This window comes from Halomonas almeriensis, assembly GCF_030409235.1.
Classification (GTDB): Bacteria; Pseudomonadota; Gammaproteobacteria; order Pseudomonadales; family Halomonadaceae; genus Halomonas; species Halomonas almeriensis.
Window position 1 is genome coordinate 156,451 of sequence record NZ_JAUFPO010000006.1, and the last position, 13,610, is coordinate 170,060.

The window sequence follows — 13,610 nt, forward strand, 5'->3', positions numbered from 1 at the left end:
GCAAGACGCGGGCCAGAAGCCTTCTGCCGTTGGGTGGAAGGTGGCGCCTGGTGCGGCATACCGGGCGCTAGAGACGAAAATCCTGCCCCAGGTAGACGTCGCGTACCCGTTGGTTGGCCAGGATGCTCTCGGCATCCCCCTGGGCAATGATCTGGCCGTCGCCGACGATGTAGGCAGCGTCGCAGATGTCCAGTGTCTCTCGCACATTGTGATCGGTGATCAGCACGCCGATGCCACGCGCCTTGAGCTGGCGAATGATGCCCTTGATTTCGCCGACCGAGATCGGATCCACCCCGGCAAAGGGTTCGTCCAGCAGGATGAAATCCGGCTCGGTGGCCAGTGCCCGGGCGATTTCCACTCGTCGGCGTTCGCCGCCCGAGAGGCTCATGCCGGCGTTGTCGCGGATGTGAGTGACGTGAAAGTCCTCGAGCAGGACCTCCAGACGCTGGCGACGACCGTTGCGGTCGAGGTCCTTGCGTGTCTCGAGTATCGCCATGATGTTGTCGGCAACGCTCAGCTTGCGAAAGATCGAAGCTTCCTGGGGCAGGTAACCGATGCCGGCTCGAGCCCGTTCGTGCATGGCGGCACGTGACAGGTCGCGGTCATCGATGGCGACCTCGCCGGCGTCGGCACGCACGAGTCCCACGATCATGTAGAAGGAGGTGGTCTTGCCGGCGCCGTTGGGGCCCAGCAGGCCGATCACCTGGCCCTGGCCGATGGCCAGGCTGATGTCCTGGACGACCCGGCGGCGCTTGTAGCTCTTGGCCAGATGGCGGGCATGCAGCGTCTTCATGGGTCACTCTGTTGTTCGGGTTCCAGGGTCATGCGCACGCGCTGATTGTCATCCACGCCCTCCGCCGAGGAGCGCGCCTGGACCACCCGGCGGTCCAGGAAGTATTGCAGATAGCCGCCCTGAAAGGTGTCATCGCCCTTGTGTAGTTCCGCCCGGTCGACTAGTTCAAGGCGGCGCTCGGCGACATGGTAGACGATCCGCCTCGCCCAGCCCTGGACCAGGTCGGCATTCGGCTGGGGCTGCTGCTCGATGTAGGCGCGGTTGCCGGTGGCGATGGCGCGGGCCAGCTGCCCGGCCTCATTGCGGCGAATTTCCACGCGTTCGCCCTGGAGTTTCATGCTGCCCTGCTGAATGCGCACATTACCCTGATAGACGGCGGTACCAGCGCGATCGTCCAGGTCCAGGCGATCGGCCTCCACCTGAATGGGGGCGCTGGCATCGCCTTCCAGGGCCAGCGCCGCAGGCGCGCAGGCCAGGAAGATTGTCATGGCCAGGCCCAGCAGGGGGGCGAGGGGCGTTCGCATCATGGCTCGGGGTCCTCGTCGGTTGCCGGCGGGTGGTGGCCGCGGACATTGTCGGTCAGCCGGACACGATTGTCATCGAGCCAGGCATCAAAGCGCTCGGCCTGCATGCGTTGAACGGCCTGACGCAGCGTGACCGGTGCCTCGCTCCAGGCGTGGGCGGTGTCGGCATTATAGTGCAGCGAGCGGGTGGTCAATTGCCAGTGCTCCTGCGGGGCTTCCAGGCGGACATTGCCGGTTAGGCTCAAGGGCGCGCCGCCGCTGTCCAGCCGGCCCCGGTCGGCGCTGGCAGTCCAGTGGCGACCGCTGTCATCGCGCAGACGAAGGGTCGGACTCTGCAGCCGGGTGACGTCGTCGACCGGGGTATGCGACAGGCGTGGCGCCTGGAGCTGCTGATGCGGGCGTCCCTGGGCATCGTAACGCGTGGCCCTGAGGTCCTCGATGTAGTAATCGGGCTCGCCCGAACGGCTCGGCGGCACCGGGCCGGGCGGTTCGCTCTGACGCTGGTCGAGCAGGGTCAGGCCGGCGCCCAGCAGCAACAGCAGCAGGAACAGCCAGGTGCGAAAGCCGGGGCGCGGGAGTCGCATGTCATCACGCCTGGTCATTCAGGTAGCGGCTGACAATGGCGTCCCATTGCCCCCGGGCCTGGAGGAGCGCATCGCAGATTTCGCGAACAGCGCCATGGCCGCCCTGGCGTTCGGTGACCCAGTCCGCGTGTTCGCGGATATAGGGCGGTGCGTTGGGTACCGTGATGCCCACGCCGCACTGGTGGATGGGCGCCAGGTCCGGCAGGTCGTCGCCGCAATAGGCCATCTGTTCAAGCGCCACTCCGAGCTCTTGGCCCAGCTGCTGCAGAACCGAAAGCTTGCGCTTGATGCCCTGGTGAAGGTGGTGGATGCCCAGGGCCTCGGCCCGTCGGGTGACCATCGGGGATTCGCGGCCGGTGATCAGGGCCACGCTGACTCCGCTTTGCTGGAGCAGCTTGAGGCCCTGGCCGTCGAGGGTATGGAAGGCTTTGGTCTCCATGTCGTCGGCCTGAAAATACAGACGCCCATCGGAAAGCACGCCGTCCACGTCGAGCGCGAGCAGCTTCACGCCGGCCATGCGCTCGAGCAGGGAGGCGTTGGATGTCGTGGTGTGCATGGCAACTCCAGTGATCAGATGACGCCGCTGGCCAGCAGGTCGTGCATGTGCAGGGCGCCGACCGGATGGCCTGCCGGGTCCACCACGGCCAGGGCGGTGATGCGGTTGTCTTCCATGATGCGCACGGCCTCGGCGGCCAGGATGTCGGGAGAAATGCGCTTGCCCGGCACGGTCATGACATCGTCGACCCGGAGTTGGCTCAGATCGGCATGGTGGTCCAGGGTACGACGCAGATCGCCGTCGGTGTAGACCCCCACCAGGTAATCCTGCGGATCGACGACACAGGTAAAGCCCAGTCCCTGGCGGGTGATTTCCAGCAGGGCGTCACGCAAGGGGCTACCCGAGGCGACGCGGGGCAGTCGGCTGCCGTGGTGCATGAGGTCCGACACCCGCAGCAGCAGGCGCTTGCCGAGACTGCCGCCGGGGTGCGACAGGGCGAAGTCCTCGGCTGTAAAACCGCGGGCTTCCAGCAAGGCCACGGACAGGGCGTCACCCAGGGCCAGGGCGGCTGTGGTCGAGGATGTGGGGGCCAGATCCAGCGGGCATGCCTCGCGCTCGACACCGGCAAACAAGTGCGCGTCAGCATGGCGGCCGAGCGTGGAGTGGGGTCGCCCGGTCATGCTGATCAAGGGGGTGCCCAGGCGTTTCAGCAACGGCAGCAGCGCCGTGACCTCAGCGGTCTCGCCCGAGTTGGAGAGTGCCAGCACCACATCGCCGGGGGTGATCATCCCCAGGTCGCCGTGGCTGGCTTCGCCGGGGTGCACGAAAAAGGCCGGCGAGCCGGTACTGGCGAGCGTGGCGGCGATCTTGCCACCGATGTGGCCCGACTTGCCCATGCCGGTCACGATCACGCGACCGGGACAGTCCAGGATCAGCCGGCAAGCGTGATCGAAATCCTCATCGAGATGCTCGATCAGGGCGCCGATCGCCTGTTGTTCCAGGGTCAGGGTGCGTACGGCGCTGGCTCGCAGCAGAGCGGAAGTGGTGGTGGCGTCAGTCATGGTGTGATTGTTGCCCTTCGCGGCGATTCTCTCAAGGCTCAAGCGCCTACGGTGATGTGCTGGCTACCTAGCCAGATCAGGTAACCGGCATAAGTAGCGGCCAGCAGGGCACCGGGTAGCCGTTGAATGTACCCGCGGCGCTGCCAGAGCAGTAGCATGCCTAGTGCCAGGGTCAACAGCAGCATGACCGGATAGTCGCGGCCGGCCGCCGCCGGATCGGTGGCGCCCGGCCGCAGCAGGGCGGGAATCGGCAGCACGGCCAGCATGTTGAAGAGGTTGGAGCCGATGACATTGCCGATGGCCAGATCGTGGTGGCGCTTCAGGGCGCTGGCCACACAGGCGGACAGCTCGGGCAGGCTGGTGCCGATGGCGACGATGGTCAGGCCGATGACCAGCTCGCTGATGCCGAAGCCCCGAGCAATCTCGCTGGCGCCCCACACCAGGGCGCGCGAGCTGGCGACCATGATCGCCAGGGTCAGGCTTAGCCACACCAGGGCACGGAGCAGCGACATGTCGGGTATCTCGGAGCCGGCGTCTGCCACTCCCGGGGTGTCGGCGCGGAACAGCCACCACAGGCTGAACACCAGTAGTGCTACCAACAGCAGGCCATCCAGACGGTCCAACTGGCCATTGGACAGCGCATAGCCGGCCAGCCCGGTGGCGGCGAGCAGCAGGGGCAGTTCCTTGCGCACGATGGAGAAGCGCACCGGTATGGGTACCACCAGGGCGGTGATACCCAGTACCAGGCCTATATTGGCAATGTTGGAGCCCAGCGCATTGCCGGTAGCCAGGTTAGGCACGCCGTCCAGCGAGGCCATCAGCGAGACCACGATTTCCGGGGCCGAGGTGCCGATCGAGACAATGGTCATCCCGACCAGCAGGGTGCTCATGCCGGCGCGGTAAGCCGTGGCGGCGGCGGCGCCCACGAAGCGGTCGGCACTCCACAGCAGGCCGACAAGGCCGAGGACGACAAGCAGGGCGGGAATCAGCATGGCGGGTCGAGGATCCAGGGTGGAAAAAGTGCTCCATTGAACATCCTCCGCTGAGCCGGCGCAAGCCGAAGAGGTGGGTGCTGGCGCGTCACGACCCAGTTAGGATACGATGTTCGATAATTACCCTCAGGAACACAGACGGATGACCGACACTCCCTTCGTTGAAGTCGAGGGCCTGCACTACGCGCGCGGCGATACGTCGATCTTTCGGGGCATCGACATGGCCATCCTGCCCAACAAGATGACCGCCATTATGGGGCCCAGTGGTACCGGCAAGACAACCCTGCTGAAGTTGATCGGCGGGCAGTTGTCGCCGGATGCCGGTCGTGTGCTGATCGATGGCGAGGATGTGCACCGTCTGTCGCGCAAGGCACTCTTCAGCCTTCGGCGTCGCATGGGCATGCTCTTTCAGAGCGGGGCACTCTTCTCGGACCTGGATGTCTACGAAAATGTCGCCTTTCCGCTGCGCGTGCACACCGACCTGCCGGAGTCGATGATTCGCGACCTGGTGTTGCTCAAGTTGCAGGCCGTGGGGCTGCGCGGCGCGCGCGAGCTGACGCCGGCCGAGCTCTCCGGCGGCATGGCGCGACGCGTGGCCCTGGCGCGCGCCCTTGCACTGGATCCGGAGCTGATCCTGTATGATGAGCCCTTCGTCGGTCAGGACCCGATTTCCATGGGGGTGCTGGTACAGCTGATCCGACGCCTCAATGATGCCCTCGGCCTGACCGCGATCGTGGTGTCGCATGACATCAAGGAAACTCTTTCCATCGCCGATCACGTCTATGTCATTGCCGATGGCCAGGTCATGGCACATGGCACGCCCGATAGCCTGGACGTGGAACAGGACGCTCGAGTGCGCCAGTTCGTGCATGGTGAGCCCGATGGCCCGGTACCTTTCCACTATCCTGGTCCGGCCTTTCATGCCGACCTGATGGGATCCGGAGGGGTGCGATGATCGAGCGTGTTCACCAGCTGGGCCGCTGGGGCTGCCGGTCCCTGGAAAGCCTGGGTGATGCCGGTATTTTCCTGGTGCAGTCAATGTTCGGCATCCCCTCGCTGGAGGGGGTGCGGCTGTGGCTTCATCAGGTGCATTTTGTGGGCGTGCTGTCGCTGGCCATCGTGCTGGTGTCGGGGCTGTTCATCGGCATGGTGCTGGCACTGCAGGGCTACACCATTCTGGTCGATTTCGGGGCCGAGGATGCCCTGGGTCAGATGGTGGCGCTGTCACTGCTGCGCGAGCTGGCACCGGTGGTGGCGGCCCTGCTGTTTGCCGGCCGGGCGGGTTCGGCCTTGACCGCCGAGATCGGTCTGATGAAGGCGACCGAGCAGCTCACCAGCATGGAAATGATCGGTGTCGACCCCTTGCGCCGCGTCGTGGCGCCGCGCTTGTGGGCCGGCTTTGTGGCCCTGCCGCTGTTGACCATCGGCTTTGGTGTGGTCGGTATCTGGGGCGGGCAGTTGGTCGGCGTTCAGTGGCTGGGCGTGTTCGAGGGCTCCTACTGGGGCAACATGCAGGCCAGCGTCGACTTCATCGGCGATGTGGGCAATGGCCTGGTCAAGAGTCTGGTCTTTGCCCTGGTGGTCACCTGGATCGCGGTCTACCAGGGCTATGCACTGGTGCCCACCTCGGAAGGTATTTCGCGGGCCACCACGCGCACGGTGGTATATGCCTCCCTGGCGGTGCTGGGGCTGGATTTCCTGCTGACAGCCGTCATGTTCGGAGGCTTGTCCTGATGTTCGGAGAGACGCAATGAAGCGTAGCAAGACAATGGAGCTCGGCGTCGGGCTGTTCATGCTGGCCGGTATCGCCGGGCTGGTGTTCCTGGGCCTGAGGGTCAGTGGCCTGAGCCTGGACACGCCGGAGAGCCGGTTCGAGCTGCATGCCAACTTCGCCAACATCGGCGGCCTGAAACCGCGTGCTCGGGTGACCATGGCCGGCGTGACAGTGGGGCGGGTGGAAAGTATCGAGCTGGATACCGACTGGTATGACGCCCATGTGGTCATGGAGCTCGATGGTGACCTGGAAGACACCCTGCCCGAGGACAGCACGGCGGCGATTCTGACCTCCGGGCTGCTGGGCGAGCAGTACATCGGTCTCTCGGTGGGCGGCGCCCCCGAGACCCTGAGTGATGGTGAGCGTATTCGCGATACCCAATCGGCACTGGTGCTTGAGGAGTTGATCCAGCAGTTTGTGTCCAACATGGCTTCGGAGGGATGATGATGTTGAAGGTTTCCATGGCCGGGCTGCGTGCCGGCGTCATGATGTTGCTGTTGTCGCTCGCGGCCATGCCGGCCCTGGCGCAGCAGGCCGATAGTCCGGAAGCGCTGATTCGCGACAGTGTCGATGCGCTGATGGAGAAGATCGAGGGACGTAAGGATCACTTTGCCCAGCACCCGGAAGAACTGGAACAGGTCGTCGAGAGCAACCTGGCCGACGTGGCGGACTTTCGTTACATCGGTGCCAGTGTCATGGGGCGCTATTTCGGTAATGCCACGCCCCAGCAGCGTTCGCGCTTTGTCGAAACGTTTCGCCAGACCCTGATCGACACCTATTCCAGGGGGCTTGTGACCTTCGATTATCGCGAAATTCGCGTGCCCGATGCCCAGCAGGGCGCGCGTTACGATGACCAGGCCAGCGTCGGCATGGAAGTGGTGGGCAGCGACGGCACCGTCTACCCGATCAGTTACACTATGCGCCTGGATGACGGGCAGTGGAAGGTGGTCAATGTCATCGTAAACGGCATCAATCTGGGACTGACGTTCCGCAACCAGTTCGACCAGGCCATGCGCGATCAGAATCGAGACTATGATGCGGTCATCAATGGCTGGGCCCCCGAGCTTGCTGTCGACGAGCTGGAGAAAGGCGAGTGAGCGTCCTGCTCGAGGACGGTAGCAATCGGCTCGTGGCCGATGGCAACACCCTGAGTGTGACCGGCAGTGTCGACTTCGAGGGGGCGGCGGCGCTGGCCGCTGCCGGCCGCGAATGGCTGGATGCCTGCCGGCGGGGCGCTGACGTGGCCTTGGATCTGCGCGGAGTTGACACCGTCAGCAGTGCGGCGGTCAGCATGCTGCTGGAGTGGCTTCGCCAGGCCAGCCGCAGCGGGCTGGCCGTGACCAGTGTTCGCCTTTCCGCCCCTCTGGCGCGCCTGACGGAAGTGGCAGAACTGGATAGCCTCCTGCCCGGCGCGTCCGCTGCATCGAAGGGGTAAAGCGGCGCTGCGTCATCGCCAAATGCCCTGCTTTTCTTTACCATGTCGGCACAATAGCGCTGACATTTTTATGTGGTGCCATCACCGACGACATCGAAAAGCGAGGATTCCATGCATCCCAGTGACGTCAAGGCGCTTCTCGAAAGCCGCATCGACAACTGCGAGTTTCACATTCAGGGCGAGGGTTGCGACTTTCAGGTGACCGCCGTGGGAGATGTCTTTGACGGTCTGTCACGCGTCAAGCGTCAGCAACTCGTCTATGGCGCGCTGTCCGACGAGATCGCTTCCGGCGCGCTTCACGCCATTACCATTCGTACTTATACCCCGCAGCAGTGGCAAGCCGCCACCGAGAGCAAGGGGGCCTGAGGGTCGACCCAAACATGGACAAGCTGATCATTACCGGGGGTGGCTCCGTCGACGGAGAGGTCTGGGCAAGTGGTGCCAAGAATGCGGCGCTGCCGATTCTCTGCGCGACCCTGCTGGCGGATGAGCCTGTGACCATCGGCAATCTTCCGCACTTGCAGGATATCACCACGACCCTTGAGCTGCTGGGCCACATGGGTGTGCAACCAGTCATGGGGGAGCAGATGAGTATCCAGCTGGATGGCTCCCAGGTGACGGACTGTCATGCGCCCTATGAGCTGGTCAAGAAGATGCGTGCCTCCATCCTAGTGCTGGGCCCCTTGCTCGCCCACTTCGGCAAGGCGGACGTGTCCCTGCCCGGCGGCTGCGCTATTGGCTCGCGCCCGGTGGACCTGCATTTGCGTGGCCTCGAGGCCATGGGCGCCGAGATCCGGGTCGAAAGCGGCTACATCCGTGCCCGGGTGGCGGGGCGCCTCAAGGGCGCGACCATCTTCTTCGATACGGTCACCGTGACCGGCACCGAAAACCTGCTGATGGCCGCCACCCTGGCCGAGGGCACCACCGTCCTCGAGAATGCCGCCCGCGAGCCCGAGGTGGTGGATCTCGCCGAATGCCTGATCAAAATGGGGGCGGATATCCGCGGCCAGGGTACCGACACCATCACCATCCACGGTGTCGAGCGGTTGCATGCTGCCGAGCATGATGTCATGCCCGATCGCATCGAGACCGGTACCTTCCTGGTCGCGGCAGCACTGTCGCGAGGGCGGGTGAGGGTGCGCAATACCCGCGCCGACCTGCTGGATGCCGTGCTCGCCAAGCTCGAGGAGGCCGGCGCCACGGTCACACACGCCGACGACTGGATCGCGCTGGACATGCATGGCAAGCGGCCCAGGGCCGTGAGTATCCGCACGGCGCCCTATCCGGCCTTTCCCACCGACATGCAGGCCCAGTTCGTGGCCATGAATGCCGTGGCCGAGGGCACCTCGCGGGTGGTCGAGACCATTTTCGAGAATCGCTTCATGCATGTGCAGGAACTCAACCGCATGGGCGCCGATATTGCGCTGGAAGGCAATACGGCGATGATCACGGGAGTGGAGAGCCTCTCGGGCGCTCCGGTGATGGCAACCGACCTACGTGCCTCGGCCTCGCTGGTGATCGTCGCCATGATGGCGGCCGGCGAGACACTGGTGGACCGCATCTATCACATCGATCGTGGTTATGAGTGCATCGAGGAGAAGCTGCAACTGCTGGGTGCGAAGATTCGCCGCGTACCGGGCTGAAGTCGACAACGGGCAATACCATGAGCAAGCAATTGATCCTGGCCCTTTCCAAGGGGCGCATCCTCGACGAGACGCTGCCGCTGCTGGCGGATGCCGGCATTACACCGGCCGAGGACCTCGGCTCGAGTCGCAAACTGCTTTTCGACACCAACCTGCCGGACGTCAAGCTGGTGGTGATCCGGGCCACCGATGTGCCGACCTACGTCCAGCTGGGCGCCGCGGATGTCGGGGTGGCCGGCAAGGATGTGCTGCTCGAGCATGGAGCCGAAGGGCTGTATGAGCCGCTGGACCTGGACATTGCCCGCTGCAAGCTGATGACCGCGGGCATCAGCGGCGCCGCGCCCAGTCAGGCAAGGCGGCGGGTCGCGACCAAGTTTGTCGATGTGGCGCGGCGCTACTATGCGCAGCAGGGCGTTCAGGCCGAGGTCATCAAGCTGTACGGGGCCATGGAGCTGGCGCCGTTGATGAATCTGGCCGACGAGATCGTCGACATCGTCGATACCGGCAATACCCTGCGCGCCAATGGTATGGAACCGCGCGAACTGATTGCCTCGATCAGTACCCGTCTGGTGGTCAACAAGGCTGCCATGACTATGAAGCACGATCGCCTCAAGCCGTTGATCGCCCGGTTGAGCGAGGCCGTGGCCAGTCGTCGTGAAACCCAGGGCGCCTGACCGGGCGACCCATTCCTGCAAGGGGACCCATCTCATGAGCGAAGCGCCTGCCAATGGCCTGGCCATCAACCGCCTGGCCACCACCGACGCGGACTTCGAGTCACGGCTCGAGGCACTGCTGGCCTGGGAAGGCGTCTCCGATGCCCAGGTGCAGCAACGCGTCGATGAAATCCTCTCGGCTGTCAGGCAACGGGGCGATGCCGCCCTGGTGGAGTACAGCAATCGTTTCGACCGCCTGGCGGTCAGCAGCATGGCCGAGCTGACGCTGGGCCCCGATCGACTGCGTCAGGCCCATGACAACCTGCCGGCCGAACAGCGCGATGCACTGGCGCATGCGGCCGAACGGATTCGTCACTATCACGAGCAGCAGAAGCCGGCGTCCTGGCAGTACACCGAGGCCGATGGCACCGTGCTGGGTCAGCAGGTGACTGCTTTGGATCGTGCCGGCATCTATGTGCCCGGCGGCAAGGCGGCCTATCCGTCCTCGGTGCTGATGAATGCCATCCCGGCCCATGTCGCCGGCGTCGCCGAGATCGTCATGGTGGTGCCGACCCCGGATGGGGTGCTCAATGACCTCGTGCTGGCGGCGGCCTATCTCGCAGGTGTCGATCATGTCTTCACCCTGGGGGGCGCCCAGGCGGTGGCGGCACTGGCCTATGGTACCGAGACGGTGCCGCGGGTCGACAAGATAGTCGGGCCGGGCAATATCTATGTGGCGACCGCCAAGCGCACCGTGTTCGGTCGTGTGGGCATCGACATGATCGCTGGTCCCTCCGAGATCCTGGTGGTCTCGGATGGCCAGACCGATGCTGACTGGCTGGCCATGGACCTGTTTTCCCAGGCCGAGCACGACGAGGATGCCCAGGCCATTCTGGTCAGCTGGGACGCCGCGCACCTGGATGAAGTGGCCGAGGCCATGGCCCGTCAGTTGCCCAGCCTGGAGCGGGCGGAGATCGTGCGCACCTCGCTGGCTGATCGCGGCGCCCTGATTCACTGTCAGGATCCGGCACAAGCCGCGGCCCTGATCAATCGCATTGCGCCGGAGCACCTCGAGCTGTCGGTGGCGAGCCCGGAATCCTGGCTGTCGGATGTGCGCCATGCCGGTGCCATCTTTATGGGGCGGCATACGGCTGAGGCCCTGGGCGATTACTGCGCCGGACCCAACCACGTATTGCCGACCTCGGGCACCGCACGCTTCTCGTCGCCGCTGGGCGTCCATGACTTCCAGAAACGCTCTTCGGTGATCCACTGCTCCGCGCAGGGGGCCTCACGACTGGGTGCCACGGCCTCGGTGCTGGCCAGGGGCGAGTCGCTCACCGCCCACGCGCGCAGTGCCGAGTACCGTATTCGCGACTGAGTGGTGCGGCGGCCCGTTTCCCTTCGATGCCCCGCCTGTCGGGGCATCGTTGTTTTCGGGTAGGGCCGGCCTAGGGCGTCTCGCCGGCCGCGGTGGCGCTGTCGGTCGTGTCGCCGTTGGCCGGGTCAGGGCGCTCTTCCGCGTCGCTTTCCGCCGGCGATGACGAGGTGTTCTGGCCGGTCTTCGCTTCGTCAGGGGTGTCGGGGCTGCTCGGAACCGGGCGATTCGGGGTCGGGCGCTCGGCCACGGTGAGCGTGACCTGCCGGGTCTCGCCACCGCGCACGATGGTCACTGGCAACGCATTGCCGGGCCTGACGGCGGCGATATCGCTCATGGTCTGGCGCGGATCTAGGATGGGCTCACCGTCGACTTTCAACAGGACATCCCCGGGCTGCAGGCCCGCCCGGGCGGCGGGGCCGTTGGGCAAGACATTGGCAATGACCACCCCGTTGGGGGTCTCGAGGCCGAAGGAGGCGGCCAGTTCGGCATCCAGCTCCTGAGCCTCGATGCCCAGCCAGCCGCGGATCACTCGGCCCTTGGTGACGATTTCCTTGAGGATGTTGCTGGCCAGGTTGGCGGGGATGGCAAAGCCGATGCCCTGGGAGCCACCGGAGCGCGAGAAGATGGCGGTGTTGATCCCGACCAGGGCGCCCTGCGGGTCGATCAGGGCGCCCCCGGAATTGCCCGGGTTGATGGCGGCATCGGTCTGGATGAAGTCCTCGTAGGCACTCAACCCCAGGTGGCTGCGGCCGGTGGCACTGATGATGCCCATGGTCACGGTCTGGCCCACGCCGAAGGGGTTGCCGATGGCCAGCGAGACATCGCCGACCGCGACCTCCTGGGTGTCACTGAGCTCGATCACCGGGGGGTCGTCGAGATCGATGCGCAGCACCGCCAGATCGCTTTCCGGGTCGGTCCCGACCACTTCCGCCAGGGTTTCCCGGCCGTCACGCAAGGCGACCTGGATCTGGTCGGCGCCCCGGATGACATGGTTGTTGGTGAGCACATAGCCCTGCTCACTGACGATCACCCCGGATCCCAGGCTGGAGAGCATGCGCTCCCGACTGGGGGCATCATCCCCAAAGAATTGACGGAAGAAGGGGTCCGACATCAGCGGGTGCGAGTCGCGCTCGACCACGCGCGACGAATAGATATTGACCACCGCCGGTGCGGCGCGTTCGACGGCGTCGGCGTAACTGACCGGGCCGCTGCCTCTCGCCAGGGGAGCCGCCTGGCGCAGGTCCGGCGCCGGGCGGGCCTGTTCTGACGAGCCAGCCGTGTCGCCGGGAGTATCGTTTGCCTGGCGCCCCAGTAGCTGGGGAAAGGCGTTGAGCAGCACGATGGCCGCCAGGACGCCGATCAGGATAGGCCAGAGATAGGGCAGGGCGCGTCGCATGCGGAGGAAGTTCCTTGTGCCTGGTCGCCGGGGCGGGTAAGCGCTGGTTACAATGCGGGATGGTAACATTTCATCCCCAACCACGCCCGGAGGCTGCATGACGAATCGCGATGAACTGGTCGCCGCCTGTGACACCGAGCTCGCCGCGGCGGGCTTCAGGGATTTTACGGCCAATGGCCTCCAGGTCAGTGGTCGAGGCGAGATTACCCGAGTCCTCTCCGGGGTCACGGCCTGCCAGGCACTGCTGGACGAAGCCGTGGCCTGGCAGGCCGACATGGTGCTGGTCCATCACGGCTATTTCTGGAAGAACGAACCGGTGCAGGTCGTCGGCATGAAGCGCCAGCGCCTGGCAACCCTGCTGGGACATGACATCAACCTGCTGGCCTACCATCTGCCACTCGATGCCCATGCGACACTGGGCAACAATGCCAGGCTGGCCGATCGACTGGGCTTTGAGGTCAGCGGCTGTCTGGACGGCGAGCTCGGCCAGGGGCTGCTGTGGCACGGTTCGCTCACGACGCCCATGACAGCCACCGACCTGGCACAGCATGTCGGCGAGCGGCTGGCCCGCGAGCCACTGCTCATCGAATCACCCCGGGCCAGTGACATTCGGCGAGTCGCCTGGTGTACCGGCGGCGCCCAGGACATGATCATCCAGGCGGCCGAGGCCGGCGCGGACGCCTTCATTTCCGGCGAGATCTCCGAACGCACCACGCATCTGGCCCGCGAGATGGGCATTCACTATCTGGCGGCAGGCCACCATGCCACGGAACGCTATGGCGTCCAGGCCCTGGGCGAGTGGCTGGCGGAAGGCTTCGGCGTCGAGCATCGTTTCGTGGATATCGACAACCCGGCCTGAATGCCGGCCCCCTGACGTGGGA

The 13,610-nt window shown here is 65.2% G+C and carries 17 protein-coding genes; 10 read left to right on the forward strand and 7 right to left on the reverse strand.

Annotation, left to right across the window (positions count from 1 at the left end):
- Window positions 1-67: 67 nt before the first annotated feature.
- The 6 genes from lptB to QWY74_RS04655 are packed head-to-tail and all read right to left on the reverse strand — an operon-like array spanning window position 68 to window position 4,450.
- Complete coding sequence (gene lptB, locus QWY74_RS04630; protein WP_264825540.1) at window positions 68-793, reverse strand: LPS export ABC transporter ATP-binding protein; 726 nt, start codon at window positions 791-793, stop codon at window positions 68-70.
- A complete protein-coding gene (gene lptA / locus QWY74_RS04635; protein WP_264825541.1) occupies window positions 790-1,320 on the reverse strand; it encodes a lipopolysaccharide transport periplasmic protein LptA in 531 nt (176 codons plus the stop codon). The genes lptB and lptA overlap by 4 nt, the downstream gene beginning before the upstream one ends.
- Window positions 1,317-1,901 (reverse strand): LPS export ABC transporter periplasmic protein LptC, encoded by a 585-nt coding sequence (lptC, locus tag QWY74_RS04640; protein ID WP_264825542.1) that lies wholly within the window; start codon window positions 1,899-1,901, stop codon window positions 1,317-1,319. The genes lptA and lptC overlap by 4 nt, the downstream gene beginning before the upstream one ends.
- 4 nt (window positions 1,902-1,905) lie before the next feature.
- Window positions 1,906-2,457 carry a KdsC family phosphatase gene (locus tag QWY74_RS04645; protein WP_290313889.1) on the reverse strand — a complete coding sequence of 184 codons (552 nt, stop codon included), beginning with the start codon at window positions 2,455-2,457 and terminating at the stop codon, window positions 1,906-1,908.
- A gap of 14 nt (window positions 2,458-2,471) precedes the next feature.
- Window positions 2,472-3,458 (reverse strand): KpsF/GutQ family sugar-phosphate isomerase, encoded by a 987-nt coding sequence (locus tag QWY74_RS04650; protein WP_264825545.1) that lies wholly within the window; start codon window positions 3,456-3,458, stop codon window positions 2,472-2,474.
- 38 nt (window positions 3,459-3,496) lie between these two features.
- Window positions 3,497-4,450 carry a calcium/sodium antiporter gene (locus tag QWY74_RS04655; protein ID WP_264825546.1) on the reverse strand — a complete coding sequence of 318 codons (954 nt, stop codon included), beginning with the start codon at window positions 4,448-4,450 and terminating at the stop codon, window positions 3,497-3,499.
- A 142-nt stretch (window positions 4,451-4,592) separates the two neighbouring features.
- Here QWY74_RS04655 and QWY74_RS04660 point away from each other — a divergent pair, with 142 nt between their 5' ends.
- From QWY74_RS04660 to hisD, 9 genes are all read left to right on the forward strand, one after another.
- Complete coding sequence (locus QWY74_RS04660) at window positions 4,593-5,405, forward strand: ABC transporter ATP-binding protein (RefSeq protein WP_264825547.1); 813 nt, start codon at window positions 4,593-4,595, stop codon at window positions 5,403-5,405.
- Window positions 5,402-6,184: a lipid asymmetry maintenance ABC transporter permease subunit MlaE gene (mlaE, locus tag QWY74_RS04665; protein ID WP_290313890.1), complete on the forward strand. Its 783-nt coding sequence runs from the start codon at window positions 5,402-5,404 to the stop codon at window positions 6,182-6,184. The genes QWY74_RS04660 and mlaE overlap by 4 nt, the downstream gene beginning before the upstream one ends.
- Window positions 6,185-6,200: 16 nt before the next feature.
- Window positions 6,201-6,668, forward strand: coding sequence for an outer membrane lipid asymmetry maintenance protein MlaD (gene mlaD / locus QWY74_RS04670; protein WP_264825549.1), 468 nt, complete (start codon window positions 6,201-6,203; stop codon window positions 6,666-6,668).
- Window positions 6,669-6,670: 2 nt separating this feature from the next.
- The gene (locus QWY74_RS04675) at window positions 6,671-7,321 is read left to right on the forward strand and encodes an MlaC/ttg2D family ABC transporter substrate-binding protein (protein WP_264825643.1); all 651 of its coding nucleotides are present in this window, start codon (window positions 6,671-6,673) and stop codon (window positions 7,319-7,321) included.
- On the forward strand, window positions 7,318-7,659 hold the full coding sequence (locus QWY74_RS04680) for an STAS domain-containing protein (RefSeq protein ID WP_290313892.1): 342 nt from the start codon (window positions 7,318-7,320) through the stop codon (window positions 7,657-7,659). Before QWY74_RS04675 ends, QWY74_RS04680 begins: the two co-directional genes overlap by 4 nt.
- Before the next feature lie 111 nt (window positions 7,660-7,770).
- A complete protein-coding gene (locus QWY74_RS04685) occupies window positions 7,771-8,025 on the forward strand; it encodes a BolA family protein (protein WP_290313893.1) in 255 nt (84 codons plus the stop codon).
- A gap of 14 nt (window positions 8,026-8,039) precedes the next feature.
- Window positions 8,040-9,302, forward strand: coding sequence for a UDP-N-acetylglucosamine 1-carboxyvinyltransferase (gene murA / locus QWY74_RS04690; RefSeq protein WP_264825552.1), 1,263 nt, complete (start codon window positions 8,040-8,042; stop codon window positions 9,300-9,302).
- Between the two features lie 20 nt (window positions 9,303-9,322).
- Complete coding sequence (gene hisG / locus QWY74_RS04695; protein ID WP_290313895.1) at window positions 9,323-9,976, forward strand: ATP phosphoribosyltransferase; 654 nt, start codon at window positions 9,323-9,325, stop codon at window positions 9,974-9,976.
- 34 nt (window positions 9,977-10,010) lie between these two features.
- Window positions 10,011-11,333 carry a histidinol dehydrogenase gene (gene hisD / locus QWY74_RS04700; RefSeq protein WP_264825554.1) on the forward strand — a complete coding sequence of 441 codons (1,323 nt, stop codon included), beginning with the start codon at window positions 10,011-10,013 and terminating at the stop codon, window positions 11,331-11,333.
- A gap of 70 nt (window positions 11,334-11,403) precedes the next feature.
- On the opposite strand, the gene QWY74_RS04705 is transcribed toward hisD, so the two are convergent.
- Entirely contained in the window at window positions 11,404-12,729 is a 1,326-nt protein-coding gene (locus QWY74_RS04705; RefSeq protein ID WP_290313896.1) for a Do family serine endopeptidase, read from the reverse strand.
- A 97-nt stretch (window positions 12,730-12,826) separates the two neighbouring features.
- On the opposite strand from QWY74_RS04705, the gene QWY74_RS04710 reads away from it, so the two are divergent.
- Window positions 12,827-13,588 carry a Nif3-like dinuclear metal center hexameric protein gene (locus tag QWY74_RS04710; protein ID WP_264825556.1) on the forward strand — a complete coding sequence of 254 codons (762 nt, stop codon included), beginning with the start codon at window positions 12,827-12,829 and terminating at the stop codon, window positions 13,586-13,588.
- Window positions 13,589-13,610 lie beyond the last annotated feature (22 nt).

Bases quoted from the DNA above. Each gene is read 5' to 3' on its own strand.
- lptB (WP_264825540.1), bottom strand. From the start codon at position 793: ATGAAGACGCTGCATGCCCGCCATCTGGCCAAGAGCTACAAGCGCCGC.
- lptA (WP_264825541.1), bottom strand. From the start codon at position 1,320: ATGATGCGAACGCCCCTCGCCCCCCTGCTGGGCCTGGCCATGACAATC.
- lptC (WP_264825542.1), bottom strand. From the start codon at position 1,901: ATGCGACTCCCGCGCCCCGGCTTTCGCACCTGGCTGTTCCTGCTGCTG.
- QWY74_RS04645 (WP_290313889.1), bottom strand. From the start codon at position 2,457: ATGCACACCACGACATCCAACGCCTCCCTGCTCGAGCGCATGGCCGGC.
- QWY74_RS04650 (WP_264825545.1), bottom strand. From the start codon at position 3,458: ATGACTGACGCCACCACCACTTCCGCTCTGCTGCGAGCCAGCGCCGTA.
- QWY74_RS04655 (WP_264825546.1), bottom strand. From the start codon at position 4,450: ATGCTGATTCCCGCCCTGCTTGTCGTCCTCGGCCTTGTCGGCCTGCTG.
- QWY74_RS04660 (WP_264825547.1), top strand. From the start codon at position 4,593: ATGACCGACACTCCCTTCGTTGAAGTCGAGGGCCTGCACTACGCGCGC.
- mlaE (WP_290313890.1), top strand. From the start codon at position 5,402: ATGATCGAGCGTGTTCACCAGCTGGGCCGCTGGGGCTGCCGGTCCCTG.
- mlaD (WP_264825549.1), top strand. From the start codon at position 6,201: ATGAAGCGTAGCAAGACAATGGAGCTCGGCGTCGGGCTGTTCATGCTG.
- QWY74_RS04675 (WP_264825643.1), top strand. From the start codon at position 6,671: ATGTTGAAGGTTTCCATGGCCGGGCTGCGTGCCGGCGTCATGATGTTG.
- QWY74_RS04685 (WP_290313893.1), top strand. From the start codon at position 7,771: ATGCATCCCAGTGACGTCAAGGCGCTTCTCGAAAGCCGCATCGACAAC.
- murA (WP_264825552.1), top strand. From the start codon at position 8,040: ATGGACAAGCTGATCATTACCGGGGGTGGCTCCGTCGACGGAGAGGTC.
- hisG (WP_290313895.1), top strand. From the start codon at position 9,323: ATGAGCAAGCAATTGATCCTGGCCCTTTCCAAGGGGCGCATCCTCGAC.
- hisD (WP_264825554.1), top strand. From the start codon at position 10,011: ATGAGCGAAGCGCCTGCCAATGGCCTGGCCATCAACCGCCTGGCCACC.
- QWY74_RS04705 (WP_290313896.1), bottom strand. From the start codon at position 12,729: ATGCGACGCGCCCTGCCCTATCTCTGGCCTATCCTGATCGGCGTCCTG.
- QWY74_RS04710 (WP_264825556.1), top strand. From the start codon at position 12,827: ATGACGAATCGCGATGAACTGGTCGCCGCCTGTGACACCGAGCTCGCC.